The following is a 16,164-nucleotide window of genomic DNA, read 5'->3' on the forward strand; positions in this document are numbered from 1 at the left end:
GCACTGCGCTCACGCGCAGTGCCCCTCCGTCGTCCCCGCTGCTCGCGCTCACCGCGCGGCCGGCACCACCAGCGGCGCCGGCCGCGCCAGGTGGTACCCCTGCCCGTGCGAGACGCCCAGCGCCTGCAGCACCGCCAGCTCCTCGGCCGTCTCGATCCCCTCGGCGATGATCGCCGCCTCGGTCGCCTCCGCGAACGTCACCAGCCCCGCGGCCAGCGCGCGGCGGGAGCGGTCGCCGTCGAGGCCCCGCACGAGGCTGATGTCGAGCTTGACGAAGTCCGGCAGGATCGCCAGGACGTGCCGCAGGCTCGCGTACCCGGCGCCGGTGTCGTCCACCGCCACCCGCAGCCCCGCGGCGCGCAGCGGCGCCAGCGCCGCCAGCAGGCCCGCGTAGTCGTCGATCGCGGCGTGCTCGGTGATCTCCACGACGACGCGGTCCAGCGGCACGCCCGCCAGGGCGCGGACGAACCCCGGCTCGGTGAGGGTGGTGGGGGAGAGGTTGACCGAGACGAACCCCGGCAGGTGCGGCAGGCCCGTCAGCGCGGTGCGCACCGCCCGCAGCTCCAGGTCCGCCCCGGCGCCCACGGTGGCGGCGTCGGCGAACCAGGCGTCGGGCGTGGCGGTGCCGGCGGGGAAGCGGCTGAGCGCCTCCGCACCCACGGGCTGCGACGTCCGCAGCTCCACGACCGGCTGGTAGACGATGCGCGGCCCGCCGGCGGCGTCCAGCGCCGCCAGCCGGTCCAGGACGGCCTGGCGCTGCGCGGCGGCGGCGTCGTCCTCCTCGACGAGCTCCATGACGATGCCGGCGATCACCCGCAGCACCTCCGCGTCGCGCTGCCGCAGCCCCGGGTCGGGGCGGGCGGACAGGGAGCACAGGGTCCCGTAGAGGGAACCGTCGCGCCGGTGCAGCGGCACACCCACGTAAGCGCCGATCCCGCGCGCCCGCGCGCCCACGGCGCCGGCGTCGGCACCGGTGTCCGGGACGACGACGGCGTCGCCGGAGCGCACCACCCGCTCGCACAGCGTCCCCGCCAGCGGCTCGACGTCGCCGGAGCGCACCGGCAGCGGCAGCGGCGTGACGACGGTGCGCAGCCGGCGCGCCGAACCGTCGGGGGCGGCGCCGAGCTGCGAGACGTACGTCAGGTCGGCGCCCATCTGGCGCCGCGTGGTCTCCAGCAGCGCCTCCAGCGGGGAGGAGCGCACCTCCCGGGCGGCGCGCAGCGCCGTCGTCGCCGTCGTCGCCGCGCTCGTCACCACCCCGGGGTCCTCGGCGGGAGCGGTGCGGGGCTTGAGCGTCCAGGGCCGGAAGCGACCGTCGTGCGTGCAGGCCGTCACACGATCGCAAAATAGATGTCAACAGTGTGTAAAGACCCCGGCGTGGCGCGTAACCCTTCCACGATCCCGCCCGATGCTCCTGGTGACGACGCTCACGCCCGAGGAGACAGCCATGCCGAGCACCCGCCCCAGTCTCGCCGCCTGCCTCGTCCTGCAGGGCGCCAGCGCCCCGCCGGCACTGGACACCGACCTGCGCGACCTCGTCGCGGTCGCCGACGAGGTCGTCGTCTACGACACCGCCGACCACGTCGCGCCCGGCTCCGCGGCGTTCGAGGCGACCCTGCACCCCGCGGTCACCGTCGTCAGCGGCTTCTGGGCCGAGGACCGCGAACGCGCCAAGCAGGCCGCCCTCGCGCACGTGGAGTCCGACTGGGCGCTGTGCGTGCTGCCGGGGGAGAAGGTGCGCGCCGACACCGCCGCGCTGCGCCGCCTGCTCGACGACGCCGGCGACGTGCCGGCGATGTCCGTGCGCGTGGACGACGTCGTGCGCGGCACCCACCGCTCCGCGCGGCTGCTGCACAAGGACGCGGCGCTGCCCGGGGCGGTCTGCCGTCCCGCGGACGGCCTCGTGGAGGTGCCCAGCCGGCTGCTGACCGTCGAGCAGCCCGTCGCCACCACCGCCAGCGTGCCGCGCCAGCGCGGGGTGTTCGACCGCGTCTGAGGATCCCGCGCGCCCGCCGGGACCCGGGTGGTCACTGCTGAGCCGAGCCCTCACGCCGCCGGCGCGTCGCCGGCCGCCGGCACCAGCCGACCGTCGCGCAGCTCCAGCACCCGCCCGGCCAGGTCCACGCCCTCGTCGCGGTGCGCCAGCAGCAGCACCGAGCGATCTCCCCGCGCCCGCACGAGGTCGTCCACCAGCGCCCGGCCCGTCCCGGCGTCCAGCCCCTCGGACGGCTCGTCCAGCACGAGCACCGCCACGTCGGCCAGCAGGGCCCGCGCCATCGCCAGCCGGCGCCGCTCCCCGCCGGAGGCGGGTGCACCGCCGTCGCCGAGGCGGGTGTCCAGGCCCGCGGGCAGGGCCGCGAACCAGTCGTCCAGCCGCACCCGGTGCAGGGCGTCGAGCAGGTCGGCGTCGTCGCGGCCGGGGGAGGCCAGCAGCAGGTTCTCGCGCAGGCTCGTGGCGAACACGTGCTCGTCGTCGGCGACCAGGCCCACCACCGAGCGCACGTCGTCACCGGCCACCCGGGCCAGCGGCACGCCGTCGAGGGTGACGGTGCCGTCGCGCACGTCCAGGAACCGCATGAGCACCGCGCCGAGGGTGGACTTGCCGCTGCCGGAGGCGCCGCGCACGGCGACCACCTCACCGGGCGCCAGGTCCAGGTCCAGCCCCCGCAGCGCCGGCTCGTCCCAGCCGGCCACCACGCCCCGCAGCCGCAGCGCGCGCGGGGCGTGCGCGGGCAGCGGCAGGGGATCGACCGGCTCGCTCGCGGCGGGCGCCGTGCCCAGCAGCTCGGCGCTGCGCCGGGCGGCCTGCCCCGCGCGGTGCCGGGCGCGCACCGCGTCCGGCAGGCCGCGGGTCGCCTCCGCGACCACCGCCGCAGCCAGCACCACCGCCGCCGCCCACGCCGTCCCCGCAGCCGAGGCGGACGCGACGACCGCCGGCCCCAGCACGGCCAGACCCGCGCCCAGCGCCTGCAGGGCCGCGGTGCCGGCCGCCGCCCGCGCCCGCCGGCGCTCCCCGGAGGCCAGGCGGGACATGCTGCGGTGCAACGGCTCCAACGGGTCGGGGGCGCCCACGGCCAGCAGGTCCTCCACGCCCGCCGCGGTCTCGGTGCCCGCCTGCGCCAGCGCGGCCACGTCGTCGCGGTGCGCGTCGGCGCGACGCTCCGCCCAGCCGGCCAGCAGCGGCGCGGCCACCGCGGCCAGCAGCAGACCGGGCAGCGCCGCCAGAGCCGGCACCGGGTCCGCCAGCGCCGCAGCCCCCAGCGCCACGGACAGCGCCAGCGCCGTGACCGCCACCGGGTGCCGCCAGCGCAGCAGCGCGTCGATGCGCGCGTCCACGTCGTGCACGAGCTGCACCAGCAGATCGCCGGAACCACCGGCGCGCCGGCGCGTCAGCGGCCCCGGCAGCCGCGGCACCAGCGCCGCCACCACCGCCGCGCGGCGCTGAGCCAGCCGCGACAGCGCCGCGTCGTGCGACAGCAGCCGCTCCGCCAGCACCAGCAGCGGGCGGGCCGTGGCGCTGGCCCGCACCACCACGGCCGCCACCGACAGCGTGAGCACCGGCGGGCGGTCCGCGGCCGTGACGATCAGCCACGTCGCGGTGGCCGTCAGCGCCGCACCCGCCAGCACCGCCGCCGCACCCGCCAGCACCGCCAGGGCGGCGCGGGTGCGCACCGACGTGCGCGCCCACCGGCCACCCCACCCCCGCCCCCTCCCCGCAGGAGCCACTGCTCCCGCACCGGGGGGAGCGGTCGCGGGAGCGCCTGCCACTGCTCGCGCGGTGGTGCCCACCGCCGCGGGACGGGCCAGCGGCACGACGCGGTCGGCGGCCGCCAGCAGCGCCGGGCGGTGCGCGACGACGAGGACCGCGCACCCCTGACGGACCAGCTCGCGCAGGCTCGCCACCACGGCGCGCTCGGCGGCGGCGTCCAGGTGGGCGGTCGGCTCGTCCAGCACCAGCCGCCGCGCGCCCAGGCGCACACCGAGCAGGGTGCGCGCCAGCGCCAGGCGCTGACGCTGCCCGGCCGACAGCCCGCTCGCGCCCTCGCCCAGCGCGCGGGCCGGGTCCAGGTCCGCCGCGGCGGCCGCCGCCAGCGCCCACGCCACGTCCTGCTCGCCCGCCACCCGCCCGGCGCGCACCGCGTCGGCGACCGTTCGGGCGAAGGGGAACACCGGCCGCTGCGGCAGGTGCGCCACCGCGCTCGCGCCCAGCGGGTGCTCCACGGTCCCCGCGTCCGGTGCCACCAGCCCGGCCGCCACCCGCGCCAGCGTCGACTTGCCCGCACCGCTCACCCCGGCCAGCGCCACAAGCTCACCCGGCGCCACGTCGAGGTCCACGTCCCCGCCCGGGCCGCCCACCACAGCGGTGCCGTCGGCGCGCAGCACCCGCACGCCCCGCAGCCCCAGCCCCGCGGCGTCCCCACCGCGCGGGGCGGCCACGTCCGCCGTGAGCAGCTCGTCGACGTCGTCGACCACGGCCGTGGCGTCGGCGGAGTCGTGGAAACGGGCCCCCACCTCGCGCAGCGGCCGGTACGCCTCCGGCGCCAGCAGGATCACCAGCAGCGCCGTGCGCAGGTCCAGCGTGCCGCCGGCCAGCCGCATCCCGGCCGTGACCGCCACCAGGCCCACCGACAGGGTGCCCACCAGCTCCAGCGCCGTGGACGACAGGAACGCCACCCGCAGCACGCCCAGCGTGGCGCGCCGGTGCGCGTCCGTCGTGGCCGCCACCGCCTCGACCTGACGGGAGGCGCGCCGGTGCGCCCGCAGCGTCGGCAGGCCCCGCACCACGTCCAGGAAGTGCGCCGACAGGGTCCGCGCCGCCCGCCAGCGCCGCTGCGCGCGCGCCTGCGTGGCGCGGCCCAGCAGCACCGCGAACACCGGCACCAGCGGCAGGGTGAGCGCCACCGTGAGCGCAGAGCCGGTGTCCAGCAGCGCCAGCAGCACCAGCACCACCGGCGGCAGCAGCGCACCGGGCACCAGCGCCGGCAGGTAGCGGGTGAACCAGGCGTCCAGGGCGGGCAGGCCCTGCGCCAGCAGCGCCGTCAGTCGCGCCGCGCCGAAGCGCTGCACCCCCGCCGGGCCCAGGTCCAGGGCGCGCTGCGCGAGGCGGCGGGTCAGGTCGGCGCGCACCGCGCTCGCGGTGCGCTGGGCCAGCGCGGTCGCGGCCCAGGAGGTCACCGCGCGCGCGGCGACCACGACGGCCAGCAGCACCAGGGACCGGCCAGTGGCCTGCCCGCGCCACAGCGCCACGACGAGGTCGGCCAGCGCGAAGGCCTGCGCCACCAGCAGGGCCGCGGCGGCCGTCTCGGCGGCAGCGACGGCCGCCACCCCCCGGCGCGCGGGTCGGGCGTGGCGCAGCAGGCGCGCGTCGACCGGCCCGCGCGGACGGGCACCCGCGCGCCCACCGGCCCCCGGGAGCGCGGAAGCAGTGGCCGCGGCTGTCGCGGAGGGCTCCGGGAGCACGGGAACGGTGGCTCCCGCGGCCGGGGGGGTGGTCGTGGTCGTCACCGCCCCGCCCGGGCCGGCGCCGGCCGGGGGGCGCGCGCACGCACCGGCTCGTGGCCGCTGGCGACGCGGCGGCGGAACACCCAGTACGACCACAGCTGGTAGGCCACCACGCCGGGCAGCACCACCACGCCCACCACCGAGATCAGCTCCAGCGCACCCTCGGACGCCGCCGCACCGCGCAGCGTGACGTCCCCGGCGGCGGCCAGGGTGCTGGGCAGCAGCACCGGCAGGTGCGCGGTGAACACCGCCACGACGGCCACGGCCACGGCTGCGCTGGAGGCGGCGAACGCCACCGCCTCCGCGCGCCGCCACGCGGCCAGGGCCGCCACGGCCAGCAGGACGGCGGCGGCCGCCACGGCCGGGTGCCCGCCGGCCACGAACACCGCGACCGCGCACGTGGCCAGCGCCGGGGCGCTCGCCACCGCCAGGCGCCGCGAGCGCGCCCGCAGCACCCCGGTGGTGCGCAGCGACAGGAACGTCGCCCCGTGCACCGCGGCCAGCAGCACGCCGGCCAGGCCGCCGAGCACCGCCCACGGGCTGACCATCGGCTCCAGCGAGCGGGTCAGGCCGCCCAGCGCACCGGAGCCGGCGTGCACCTCGCCGTCGGCGCCGAGGGCCAGACCCTCCACCAGGACGCCCAGCACCGCGCCCCAGGTGGCGGCCAGCAGCAGCGAGGAGGAGGCCAGGAAGGCGTCGCAGCGGGCGTGCCAGCTCGCCGAGTCGTGCTTGCCGCGGAACTCCAGCGCCACGCCGCGCACCGCCAGCAGCAGCAGGACGGCCACCATCGGCAGGTACAGACCCGACAGCAGCGCGGCGTACCAGTCGGGGAAGGCGGCGAACATCACGCCGATCGCGGCGACCAGCCACACCTCGTTGCCGTCCCACACGGGCCCCACGGTGCGCACGGCGGCGCCGCGCTCGGCGTCGGTGCGGCCCAGCAGCGGGCCCAGGAACCCGACGCCGAAGTCGAAGCCCTCCAGGACGAAGAACAGCACCCAGGCCAGGACGGCGGTGCCGAACCAGATGACGGGCAGGTCCACGAGAACTCCAGTTCCAGCGTGCGTGGTCAGCGGGGGGCGGCGGGGCAGCGGTGGTCAGTACGTGAGGGCGACGTCGGCGTCGTCGGCGTCGTCGGCCGCCCGCTCGCGCGGCGCCGGCTCGGCCGGGAGCCCGCCGCGGACCAGGCGCACCACGAGGACGGTCCACGCCCAGGCCAGCGCGCCGTAGACGGCGGTGAAGGCGGCCAGGCTGACGGCGACCTCGGTGGCGGTCAGGCCGGGGGAGACGCCGTCGGCGGTGCTGTAGAGGCCGAACACCAGCCAGGGCTGGCGACCGGTCTCGGTGAAGATCCAGCCGAAGGAGTTCGCGGCCAGCGGCAGCAGCGGCAGCACCGGCACCGACCACAGCACGGTGGAGGCCAGGCGGGTGTCCACGGCGATCGGCCGGCCGGAGCGGGTGACCCACAGGTGCACCAGCGCCACGGCGGCGGCGAGCACGCCCACGCCGATCATGAGGCGGAAGCTCCAGAACGCCACGGGGATCCAGGGCGTGTAGTCGCCGGGGCCGAACTGCGCGGCGTAGGCCTCCTGGAGGTCGGCCAGGCCCGAGACCTCGGCCGTGAAGGAGCCCTTCGCCAGGAACGACAGCAGGCCGGGGACCTCCACGCTGAACGTGGGGCGGTCCGATCCCGGTGGGGCGTAGGCGAAGATCGAGAAGGGGGCGGCGGTCGTCGTCTCGTACAGGGCCTCGGCGGCGGCCATCTTCATCGGCTGCACGGTGGTGATGACCTTGCCGAGCAGGTCGCCGGTGATCGCGGTGAGCGCACCGCCGGCCAGGGTGGCCCAGGCGCCGAAGCGCGAGAGGGTGCGGAAGGCGGCGGCGGACTCGGAGCCGGCCTCGTGCCCGCCGCGCAGCAGGTGCCACACGCCCACGGCCATGACCAGCGCGCCGCCGGCCATCACGGCGCCGGCGAGGGTGTGCGGGAACGCGGCGAGGTTCACCTCGTTGAGCAGCAGCTCGCGGAAGCTGCCCAGGCGGGCGCGGCCGGTGGTCTCGTCGACGGTGTAGGCCACGGGGTTCTGCATGAAGGAGTTCGCGGCGAGGATGACGAACGCGGAGATCGTCGTGCCGACCGCCACGACCCAGATCGTGGCCAGGTGGACGGCGCCGGGCAGGCGGTCGCGGCCGAACCACCACAGGCCCAGGAAGGTGGCCTCGAGGAAGAAGGCGAGCATGCCCTCCACGGCCAGGGTGGGCCCGAACACGTCGCCGTAGAAGCGGGCGAACTCGCTCCAGGACAGCCCGAACTGGAACTCCTGCACCAGGCCGGTGACCACGCCGACGGCGAAGGTGACCATGAGCAGCTTGCCGGTCAGCAGGGCCAGGCGGGCGAAGGTGCCCGAGCGGGGGTCACCGCGCCGCGCCAGCACCGCGGAGGCGGTCTGCAGGAGGGCGGCGAACAGCGACAGGCTGATCGACAGCGGGACGAACAGGTAGTGGTAGAGCGTCGTGACGGCGAACTGCAGCCGGGTCAGGAGCTCGGTGTCCACGCGGGTGCCTCGGCGGTCTCGGAGGGGGCGGCCCGCCGCGGCGAACCGTCAACTACGTGGTGTCGTAGATGTGTCCAGGATAGGCCCGCCGGACCCGATCCGCTACGACAGGTGGTAGTACGACGGGTCGCGTTCGTCACACCGCTTCGCTACCATGACGGGGTGGCACTGGGTGAGCTCGAACGCGACGTCATGGACCGGTTGTGGGCGGCCGGCACCCCCCTGACGGTGCGCGAGGTCCACGAGCAGCTGGCGGCCCACCGCAAGATCGCCTACACCACCGTCATGACCGTGCTGGACCGCCTCGCCAAGAAGGGCGTCGTGCGCCAGGAGCGCGAAGGTCGCGCCTTCCGCTACAGCCCCGTCGCCACCCGCGAGCAGATGGTCGCCGGTCTCATGCTCGACGCCCTCGGGGGTGTCGACGCCGTGGACACGCGCCAGGCCGCCCTGGTCCACTTCGTCGGCGGTGTCTCCCCGGCCGAAGCGGCGGCCCTGCGCGAGGCGCTCGACGCGCTGTCCCAGGGGGCGGCGCCGCGCGGGGGAGAGACCGCCCCCGCACCGTGAGCCGGCGCCCCGCACGGGCACCCGGCGACGGCCGGTGAGCCGGCGGTGACCGCCTTCTGGTTCGCGGCGCTGGCCGTGCTGCTGGCCGGGCCCGTGCCCGCGCTGCTCGCCCGCGCCCGCTGGACCTGGCAGGTGCCGCGCGCCGCGCTCGTGCTGTGGCAGTCCGTCGCGCTGGCGGCGGTCCTGGCCACCCTCGGCGCCGGCCTGTCGTCGCTGACGATGCTGTTCACCGAGCAGCCCGGCCTGCCCTTCCTGGCCCGCCACGGCCTCGCGCAGACCACCCTCATCGGGCTCGGCTCCACCCTCGTCGCCGTCGTCACCGTGCGCTTCTGGGCCGTGGCCGCCCTCGTCGCCGTGCGCACCCGGCGCCGCCGGCGCCACCACCGCGAGATGGTCGACCTGCTGCACCACCGCGACGCCGCCACCGCCGTCGACCGGGCGCTGCTGGGCGAGGCCGGTGCACGCGTGCTGCGGGTGCTCACCGGCCCCGCGCGCGTGGCCTACTGCGTGCCCGGCGTCGGCGGCAACCGCGTCGTCATCAGCGACGCCGTCCTGCGCGAGCTCAGCCCGCAGGAGGTCAGCGCCGTCCTCGCCCACGAGCAGGCGCACCTGCGCGCCCGTCACGACCTGGTGCTGGAGGCCTTCACCGTCCTGCACGCCGCCTTCCCCCGGGTGGTCTCCTCGCGCGCCGCGCTGGACACCGTGCGCCTGCTCGTGGAGATGCTCGCCGACGACTCCGCCCGCCGGCGCACCGGCTCGCTGCCCCTGGCGCGGGCCCTGGTGCAGCTGGCCTCCGCCCCCGGCCAGGGCGCCGGCGGGCAGGGGGAGCTGCAGGTGGGCGCCGACGCGGTCACCCGCGTGCGCCGCCTGGCCGAGGAGCGCTGCGACGGCGAGGACCGCCGCCCGCCGCACCGCCGCCTGGCCCTGACCGCCTACACCGCCGCGGTGTGCGTGCTCGGCGTGCCGACCCTGGCGATCGCGGTGCCCTGGCTGTCCGCCAGCTGGCGCGCCCTGACCGGCTGAACGCCCCGACCGCCGCGGCCCCGCGCTCCCGGACGTGCCCGCGCAGGGCCCGGACGCACCCGACCCGCCGTGCCCCCGCACGGCTGGGCGTTCACGCGTGCGGGACCACGGCGGGTCGGGAGGGAGGGGACGGCCGGGGTCACTGCTGCAGGAGGTACACCTCCAGGCGCACCACGCCGGCCTCCGGGGAGGAGGCGTTGACCGCGCGCCAGAAGTCGCGCTTGGCCGAGCCCGCGAAGACCGGCCCGGCGGCCGCGTCCAGCTGGGCGTTGACCCGGCGCGCCAGCGCGGTGCCGGCCCCCGGCGTCGAGGCCGTGCCGAACGTCAGCACGAACGCCGCCCGGCGACCCTGCGCCGCCAGGTCGCCGACCGCGCCGGCCACGGCCGCCCGGACCGCCTCGTCCGAGGCGTCCCGCAGCGGCAGCTCCAGCACCACCGGCGCCTGCGCCACCCCGTCGGCCGGCGGGGCCGGGGGAGCGGGGGGAGCCGGGGGAGCGGTCTCGGTGGGCGTCGGGGCCGGCGTCGGCTCGGGGCTGGCCACCACCACGGGCGCCGGTTCCGGCGCCCCGGCGTGCACCGCCCCACCGGCGGCCAGGCCGATGATCGTCATGGCCAGCAGCGCGTCGGCGAACACCCACCCCGCGAAGGAGTGCGAGGTGCTGCGGGCGCGCTTCACGAGGACGTCCCCTGGTAGCGGCGGGCGGCCGACGGGAGCGTGCGGGCGGGCGCGGCCACGAACTCCTCCTGCGGCTCGGAGCCCTCACCGCGCACGGGCTGCACGCGCTCGGCGGCGCGGGCGGGGCGCGTCCCCGCCGCGTACCGCTGCTCCGAGGGGTAGCCGTCCGAGGGGTAGCCGATGGCGGCGTACCGCTCGGCCACACGGCGCTGAGCCGCCGGCACCGGCGTGAGCCCCGTGACCGGGGGGACGGACGGTGCGGCTGCGGCGACCCGGCCGGCGGTGACCCGGCCCGCCGGGCCGCGGGTCGCGACCGGCTGCGGCGCGGGGGCCGCGACCGGCGGCGCGGCCGGGCGCACCGGCGGGCGGACCGCCCGGCTCGCCCGCTCCGCGGTGCGCTCGGCCTGCTTCCCCACCTGCTTCTCGACGTGCTTCTCGACGTGCTTCTCGACCTGGCGCTCGACCTGGCGCTCGACCTGCGCCACCGCGTGCTGGACCGCCTGCTGCGCGGCCTCGTGCGCGGCGTGGGAGGCGGCCTCGCGGGCCGCCTCGCGCGCCGCCCGCTGCGCGGCCTGGGACGCGGCCTGCTGCGGCACCGCCTCCAGCAGCGCACCGACGCTGCTCGTCAGCTCCTCCTGCATCATGCGGCTGGCGTCGCGGTAGGCGCGGTTCACCTGCCGCACGTGGTCGTCCTGGGCCATCGCCAGCGTCTCGCGCACGTTCGCCGAGACCGCGTCCTCCAGGGCGGCGCCCAGGCTGGCCAGGGCACGGCCGGTGGCGTCGGCGTGCTCGTGCTGCACGGCCTCCAGCCAGCTGGGCACCCCGCGCATGTCGCGCGCGGCCGCCTCCAGGCGGGCCTCCACACCGCGCCAGGTGTCCAGCACCGCGTTCTGCGCCTCCAGCAGCGCCGCCATCCGCTCGTCGTGGCGCAGCCGGCGCTGCTGCTCCCCGGCGGCGTCGTCCAGGCCGCGCACCGCCGCGCCCAGGGCGTGCTCGGCGGCCTCGGAGGTGCGCTGCACGTCGGCGCGCAGCGTCTCCATGGTGCGCGCCGCCTGCGCCGCGGAGGACGCCACGTGCTCGCTGAACGCGTCGCCGGTCACCGCGGTGACCTTCTCGATGGATTCCAGCACCGTGCTCTGCAGCCGCTCCACGTGGGCGGCGGCCGTGCGGGTCAGCTCGGTGGTGACCTCCGCGGACGCGGTGGAGATCTTCTCCACCGACTCGCGGGCCGTGGTGCTCAGCGACTGCAGGTGGCCGGTGACCTGCTCGCCGAAGTCGGCGCTGTGCTTGCTCATGTCGCGCGCCGACGCGGCCAGGTCGGCCATCGCCGCGCGCGTCTCGGTGGACAGCAGCGTCACCGAGGTGCTGACGCCCTCCACGGCGCCCAGCACCCGGTCGCGGCTCTCGAAGCTCTCGCGCAGCGCGTCGGCGCTGGCCTTCTCCAGCTGGCCCAGCGAGCGCTCCAGGCGGTCGGTGGACTCGCGCAGGGTGGCGGTGTGCTGGGCCCGGTCCGCGGCGATCTGCTCGGCGTGCGTGCCCATCGCCTCGGCCACCGCGGCTTCCAGGCGGGTCGCGGCCACCGCGACCTGCTCACCGCCGGTGCTCGCGGCGTTCGCCGCCTCGATCGCGGTGGAGCTGGCGGAGCGCACGTGGCCCACCAGGGTGCTGGTGTCGGCGTGCAGGCGGATGGTCTCGGCGACCAGGCGCCCCAGCTCCGTCAGGCCCCGCTCGAAGTGCGCCCCCAGCTGCTCGGCGGCGTTGCTGCGGTGCGGAGCCAGCGCCAGCGTGGTCCGCGAGGCGAGCGCGCGCAGGGCGTGCCGGCGCGCGGCGTCCGCGGCGACCCCGGCCTCGTCGTCGGCGCGGTGGCGGCGGTCGGTCGCCACGCTCACCGCGATCGCCGCGGTGATCAGCGCCACGGCCAGCTCGGCGACGCGGTCCAGGGAGAAGAAGGTGCGCCCGCCGAACCCGTCCAGCCACAGCTGCAGGAAGGACAGGCCCTCCACCGCGTCGCCCGCGGCCGTCATCTGCCCGTAGGCGCGCCCGGCGAACAGCAGACCCGCCCACGTCACCATGACGGGCGCGAACACGAGCACGGTGCGCAGCGCGCCGGAGCGCAGCAGGCTGCGCCGCTCCTGCACCGGCGGCCGGGGGCCGTCGACGTCCAGGACGGCGAACAGGTCGCAGTCCGCCCACCGGCCCAGGTCGTCCTGCTCGCGCAGCGCCCGCTCCAGGGCGCGCAGCGTGCCGGCGCGGTGCTCCTGCGTCTCCCCGGCCGCCAGCGCGGAGACGTCCCCGGCCAGCTGCAGCAGGTCCTCGTCCAGGGGGTGCGCGGCGCGCTGCCCCCCCGCCTCGGCGGTGGCCTCGGCGGCCGCCTCGGGAGCGGCCTCGGCGGTGGCGTCGGGGCCGGCTCCGGGGGTGGCTCCGGTGGTGGGGGGCGCGGTGGGGTCGCTGCCCGGTGTCGTCCGGTCGTCGGTGAGCGTCATGTCCTGCCTCAGGAGTGGCTGACGGGTGCCGGTCGGCGCTCGCCGCACGGGGCGGCGGGTGCGATCGCTGCCCTGTTCTCGACGCACCGGGCGCGCGCCTTGAGTCACGCGGCGCTCGCGCTCTGCGCCGACCGGGTGCCCGGCCCGGGTGCCGGCGTGCACGCGCGGTGACGACGGCGGCGCCCGGACCGTGGGCGGGACCGCGCCGACGGCCGGGGCGCCGGTGCCGGGCCGGGTGGAGCAGCCGCTGGGAGGGGACGGCGAGGTGCAGCCGCAGCGCCCGGCCGTGGCCGCCGGCACGCACCGTCGGTGAGCGCCCGGCGCCACGCTGGGCCGAACGGGTGGCACCGCCGCCGAACGGCGCTGGAATCGGCCCGTGCGGGGTCCGCGCGCTCAAGCCGGTCCCCGGCGGGGCCGATTGAGTGCTCGGGTGCAGGAAGCACCGACAACCAGGCCAGGACGGCCGCTTACGAGTTCAACGCCCCCGGGCGGCAGGTGTGCCGCCGGGGCCCGTCGGAGGGTTGCCCCGTGCCCGATCTCACCAGTGTCGCGCTGCACACAGCGCTGGACGGTCTGCAGGCGCGTCAGCGGGCCATCGCCGACAACATCGCCAACATCAACACCCCCGGCTACACCGCCAACAAGGTCTCCTTCGAGGCCTCCCTGTCGCGGGCCGTCTCCACCGGTGACGCCCGCGCCGCCGCCACCTCCGGCATCACCACGGCCAAGTCCCTGGAACCGACCCGCGAGGACGGCAACAACGTCAACCTCGACCAGGAGACGATCTCCAACATCTCCACGGGCCTGAGCTACCAGACGGCGCTGTCGGCCCTGAACTCCAAGTACACCCTGCTGCGCACCGCCATGGGCCGGGCCTGATGACGCGCCCGCACCGCCGCCCCGCCCCTGCCACCTGACCCGGAGCCCCGAGACATGAGCATCTTCGACGCGATCGGCATCGCCGGCACCGGCGTCACGGTGAACCGCAAGTGGATGGACGCCGTCAGCGACAACCTCGCCAACATCAACACGGTCAAGCGCACCGACGAGGACGCCTTCGCCGCTCGCTACGTCGTGGCCACCGAGGCCGGTGACGGCAAGGGCACCCAGGTCGCCGGGATCCTCACCGGCAGCCCCGAGGGGCGCATGGTGCACGAGCCGGACCACCCGCTGGCCGACGCCGACGGGTACGTCAAGTACCCCGACATCGACATGAGCACGCAGATGACCAGCCTGATCATGGCCCAGCGCGCCTACCAGGCGAACCTGCAGACCGTCACCAGCGCCAAGGACGCCTACCAGGCGGCCCTGCAGCTCGGGAAGGCGTGAGCGACGTGAGCATCGAGACGATCGGTTCCGTCGGCGGCGTCTCCGGCGCGCTGGGCACCCAGGCCGTCGGCTGGGGCCAGGGGCTCGAGAACACGGACAACGCGCAGATGACGCGCGGGGTCACCGTCGGCGACCAGGCGGTCGTGGGCACCACGGGCATCGCCAACCTCGCCGGTGTCACCGGCACCACGGGCACGGGCGCGGTGGGCGACGCCTCCGGCACCGACTTCGAGTCCCTGCTCGCCGGTGGCCTGGACAAGCTCCAGGCCGTCCAGTCGAACGCCGATGACCTGGCTGTGCGGGCCGCCACCGGCGACCTGACCAACGTGCACGACTACATGATCGCCAGCAGCGAGGCGCAGTTGGCCACCCAGCTGACCGTGGCGGTCCGTGACAAGGCCGTCGAGGCGTTCAACGAGATCATGAGGATGCAGATCTGATGGCGAAGAGCAAGGGGCCCGCGGCGATCGTCGACGGTGCCAAGCGCTTCGGGGAGGGTTTCAAGACCTTCTCCGCCGGCCAGAAGGCCGTCGTCATCGCGGTGCTGGTCGCCCTGGTCGCCGGCGGACTGGCGTTCTCCCGCTGGGCGGCCACGCCGACGTACGCGCCGCTGTTCTCGAACCTGTCGGGGAGCGACGCCTCGGCCATCGTGGAGAAGCTCAAGGCCGACGGCGTCAGCTACGAGCTCGCCGACAGCGGCACCACGATCATGGTGCCGCAGGAGCTCGTCTACGACGAGCGCCTGGCCATGTCCGGCGAGGGCCTGCCGGCGGACACCGAGTCCGGGTACTCCCTGCTGGAGCAGTCCGGGGTCACCACCTCGGAGTTCGTGCAGCAGAAGGCGTACCAGCAGGACCTGTCCAACGAGCTGGAGCAGACGATCCAGTCCATCGACGGCGTCAGCTCCGCCGTCGTGAACCTGGCCATCCCGAAGAAGGACGTCTTCCTCGACGACCAGGCCCCCACCACCGCCTCGGTCCTGGTCAAGCTCAAGCCCGGCGAGCAGCTGTCCAACGACCAGGTCACCTCCGTGATCAACCTCGTCGCCGGCGGCGTGGAGGGCATGGACCCCGAGAACGTCTCCGTCGTCGACGACAAGGGCCGAACCCTGTCCGGCGAGGACTCCGGCAGCTCCGCCCAGCAGGAGAAGACCACCGACTACAACGCCGCCCAGAGCGCCAACCTGCAGCAGATGCTGGAGGGCGTCCTCGGCCAGGGCAACGTCAAGGCCACCGTCAACGCGACACTGAACTTCGACGACACCACCTCGAACTCCCTGGTGTACGAGCAGCCGGAGGAGGTCGACCCGCTCGTCAGCAGCACCGACACCGAGACCTACACCGGCGCCGGCGGCGTCGCCGCCGGTGTCCTGGGCCCGGACAACATCCAGGTCCCCGCCGGTGAGCAGGGCGCCAGCGCGTACGAGAAGCGCTCCGAGACGCTCAACAACTCGATCAACCGCATCGAGACGACGACCAAGCAGGCGCCCGGCAAGGTCGACCGCCAGTCCGTCGCCGTCGTCATCGACGCGGGCGCCGCCGGCGCCGCCGACGTCAACGCGATCACCCAGCTCGTGACGCAGGCCGCCGGCCTGGACCCCGCCCGCGGGGACACCGTCACGGTCCAGAAGATCGCCTTCGACACCGCCGCCGCCGACGCCGCCGCCGAGGCCCTCGCCGCCGCCCAGGCGGAGCAGGAGCGGGCCACCCTCATCGGTTACGCCAAGACCGCCGCCCTGGCCCTGCTGGTCCTCATCATGCTGATCGTGGTCCTGGTGGCCTTCCGCCGCCGCAAGGTGGAGACCGTGGACGTCCTGGACGTCGCACCCATCGCGCTGGGCGACATCACCGGCGACGGCGGGCTCAAGGAGCTCGACGCCCCTGCCGAGCGTCCAGTGGCGCTCGAAGCAGCACCGGTCGACCCGGCCCTGGAGGCCGCGGCGGCCCGCCGCACCGAGGTCGTCGAACTCGTCTCCCGCCAGCCCGAGGAAGTCGCGGAACTGCTCCGCGGCTGGCTCGCCGATCGGAGGTCCTGA

Annotated in this window: 13 protein-coding genes; 7 read left to right on the forward strand and 6 right to left on the reverse strand. The window is 76.5% G+C overall.

The window, feature by feature from the left end:
• Positions 1–48: 48 nt before the first annotated feature.
• Positions 49–1,335, reverse strand: a complete 1,287-nt coding sequence (locus ACRYR8_RS14395) for a sensor domain-containing phosphodiesterase (protein WP_432484506.1) — start codon at positions 1,333–1,335, stop codon at positions 49–51.
• 112 nt (positions 1,336–1,447) lie between these two features.
• Here ACRYR8_RS14395 and ACRYR8_RS14400 point away from each other — a divergent pair, with 112 nt between their 5' ends.
• Complete coding sequence (locus tag ACRYR8_RS14400; RefSeq protein ID WP_432484508.1) at positions 1,448–1,996, forward strand: hypothetical protein; 549 nt, start codon at positions 1,448–1,450, stop codon at positions 1,994–1,996.
• 50 nt (positions 1,997–2,046) lie between these two features.
• Here the strand turns inward: ACRYR8_RS14400 and cydC are convergent, their stop codons facing one another.
• The 3 genes from cydC to ACRYR8_RS14415 all read right to left on the reverse strand — a co-directional run bounded on the left by cydC (position 2,047) and on the right by ACRYR8_RS14415 (position 8,054).
• Positions 2,047–5,325 (reverse strand): thiol reductant ABC exporter subunit CydC, encoded by a 3,279-nt coding sequence (gene cydC / locus ACRYR8_RS14405; protein ID WP_432484510.1) that lies wholly within the window; start codon positions 5,323–5,325, stop codon positions 2,047–2,049.
• Between the two features lie 176 nt (positions 5,326–5,501).
• Positions 5,502–6,545 (reverse strand): cytochrome d ubiquinol oxidase subunit II, encoded by a 1,044-nt coding sequence (gene cydB / locus ACRYR8_RS14410; protein WP_432484512.1) that lies wholly within the window; start codon positions 6,543–6,545, stop codon positions 5,502–5,504.
• A 54-nt stretch (positions 6,546–6,599) separates the two neighbouring features.
• A complete protein-coding gene (locus tag ACRYR8_RS14415) occupies positions 6,600–8,054 on the reverse strand; it encodes a cytochrome ubiquinol oxidase subunit I (protein ID WP_432484514.1) in 1,455 nt (484 codons plus the stop codon).
• A gap of 192 nt (positions 8,055–8,246) precedes the next feature.
• Between ACRYR8_RS14415 and ACRYR8_RS14420 the strand changes: the two genes are divergently transcribed.
• Complete coding sequence (locus ACRYR8_RS14420; protein ID WP_432484608.1) at positions 8,247–8,618, forward strand: BlaI/MecI/CopY family transcriptional regulator; 372 nt, start codon at positions 8,247–8,249, stop codon at positions 8,616–8,618.
• Positions 8,619–8,663: 45 nt separating this feature from the next.
• Positions 8,664–9,641 (forward strand): M56 family metallopeptidase, encoded by a 978-nt coding sequence (locus tag ACRYR8_RS14425; RefSeq protein WP_432484516.1) that lies wholly within the window; start codon positions 8,664–8,666, stop codon positions 9,639–9,641.
• A 139-nt stretch (positions 9,642–9,780) separates the two neighbouring features.
• Here ACRYR8_RS14425 and ACRYR8_RS14430 read toward each other — a convergent pair whose 3' ends face one another.
• On the reverse strand, positions 9,781–10,317 hold the full coding sequence (locus ACRYR8_RS14430; protein ID WP_432484518.1) for a hypothetical protein: 537 nt from the start codon (positions 10,315–10,317) through the stop codon (positions 9,781–9,783).
• The gene (locus ACRYR8_RS14435; RefSeq protein WP_432484520.1) at positions 10,314–12,800 is read right to left on the reverse strand and encodes a coiled-coil domain-containing protein; all 2,487 of its coding nucleotides are present in this window, start codon (positions 12,798–12,800) and stop codon (positions 10,314–10,316) included. The genes ACRYR8_RS14430 and ACRYR8_RS14435 overlap by 4 nt, the downstream gene beginning before the upstream one ends.
• Positions 12,801–13,328: 528 nt before the next feature.
• On the opposite strand from ACRYR8_RS14435, the gene flgB reads away from it, so the two are divergent.
• From flgB to fliF, 4 genes are read left to right on the forward strand one after another with little or no spacing between them, the layout of a single operon-like run.
• Positions 13,329–13,679 (forward strand): flagellar basal body rod protein FlgB, encoded by a 351-nt coding sequence (gene flgB, locus ACRYR8_RS14440; RefSeq protein ID WP_432484522.1) that lies wholly within the window; start codon positions 13,329–13,331, stop codon positions 13,677–13,679.
• Between the two features lie 54 nt (positions 13,680–13,733).
• Entirely contained in the window at positions 13,734–14,129 is a 396-nt protein-coding gene (gene flgC / locus ACRYR8_RS14445; protein ID WP_432484524.1) for a flagellar basal body rod protein FlgC, read from the forward strand.
• A complete protein-coding gene (gene fliE, locus ACRYR8_RS14450) occupies positions 14,126–14,569 on the forward strand; it encodes a flagellar hook-basal body complex protein FliE (RefSeq protein ID WP_432485238.1) in 444 nt (147 codons plus the stop codon). Before flgC ends, fliE begins: the two co-directional genes overlap by 4 nt.
• Positions 14,569–16,164 carry a flagellar basal-body MS-ring/collar protein FliF gene (fliF, locus tag ACRYR8_RS14455; RefSeq protein ID WP_432484528.1) on the forward strand — a complete coding sequence of 532 codons (1,596 nt, stop codon included), beginning with the start codon at positions 14,569–14,571 and terminating at the stop codon, positions 16,162–16,164. The genes fliE and fliF overlap by 1 nt, the downstream gene beginning before the upstream one ends.

Origin of the sequence: Kineococcus esterisolvens (assembly GCF_050871405.1) — a bacterium.
Taxonomy (GTDB): Bacteria; Actinomycetota; Actinomycetes; order Actinomycetales; family Kineococcaceae; genus Kineococcus.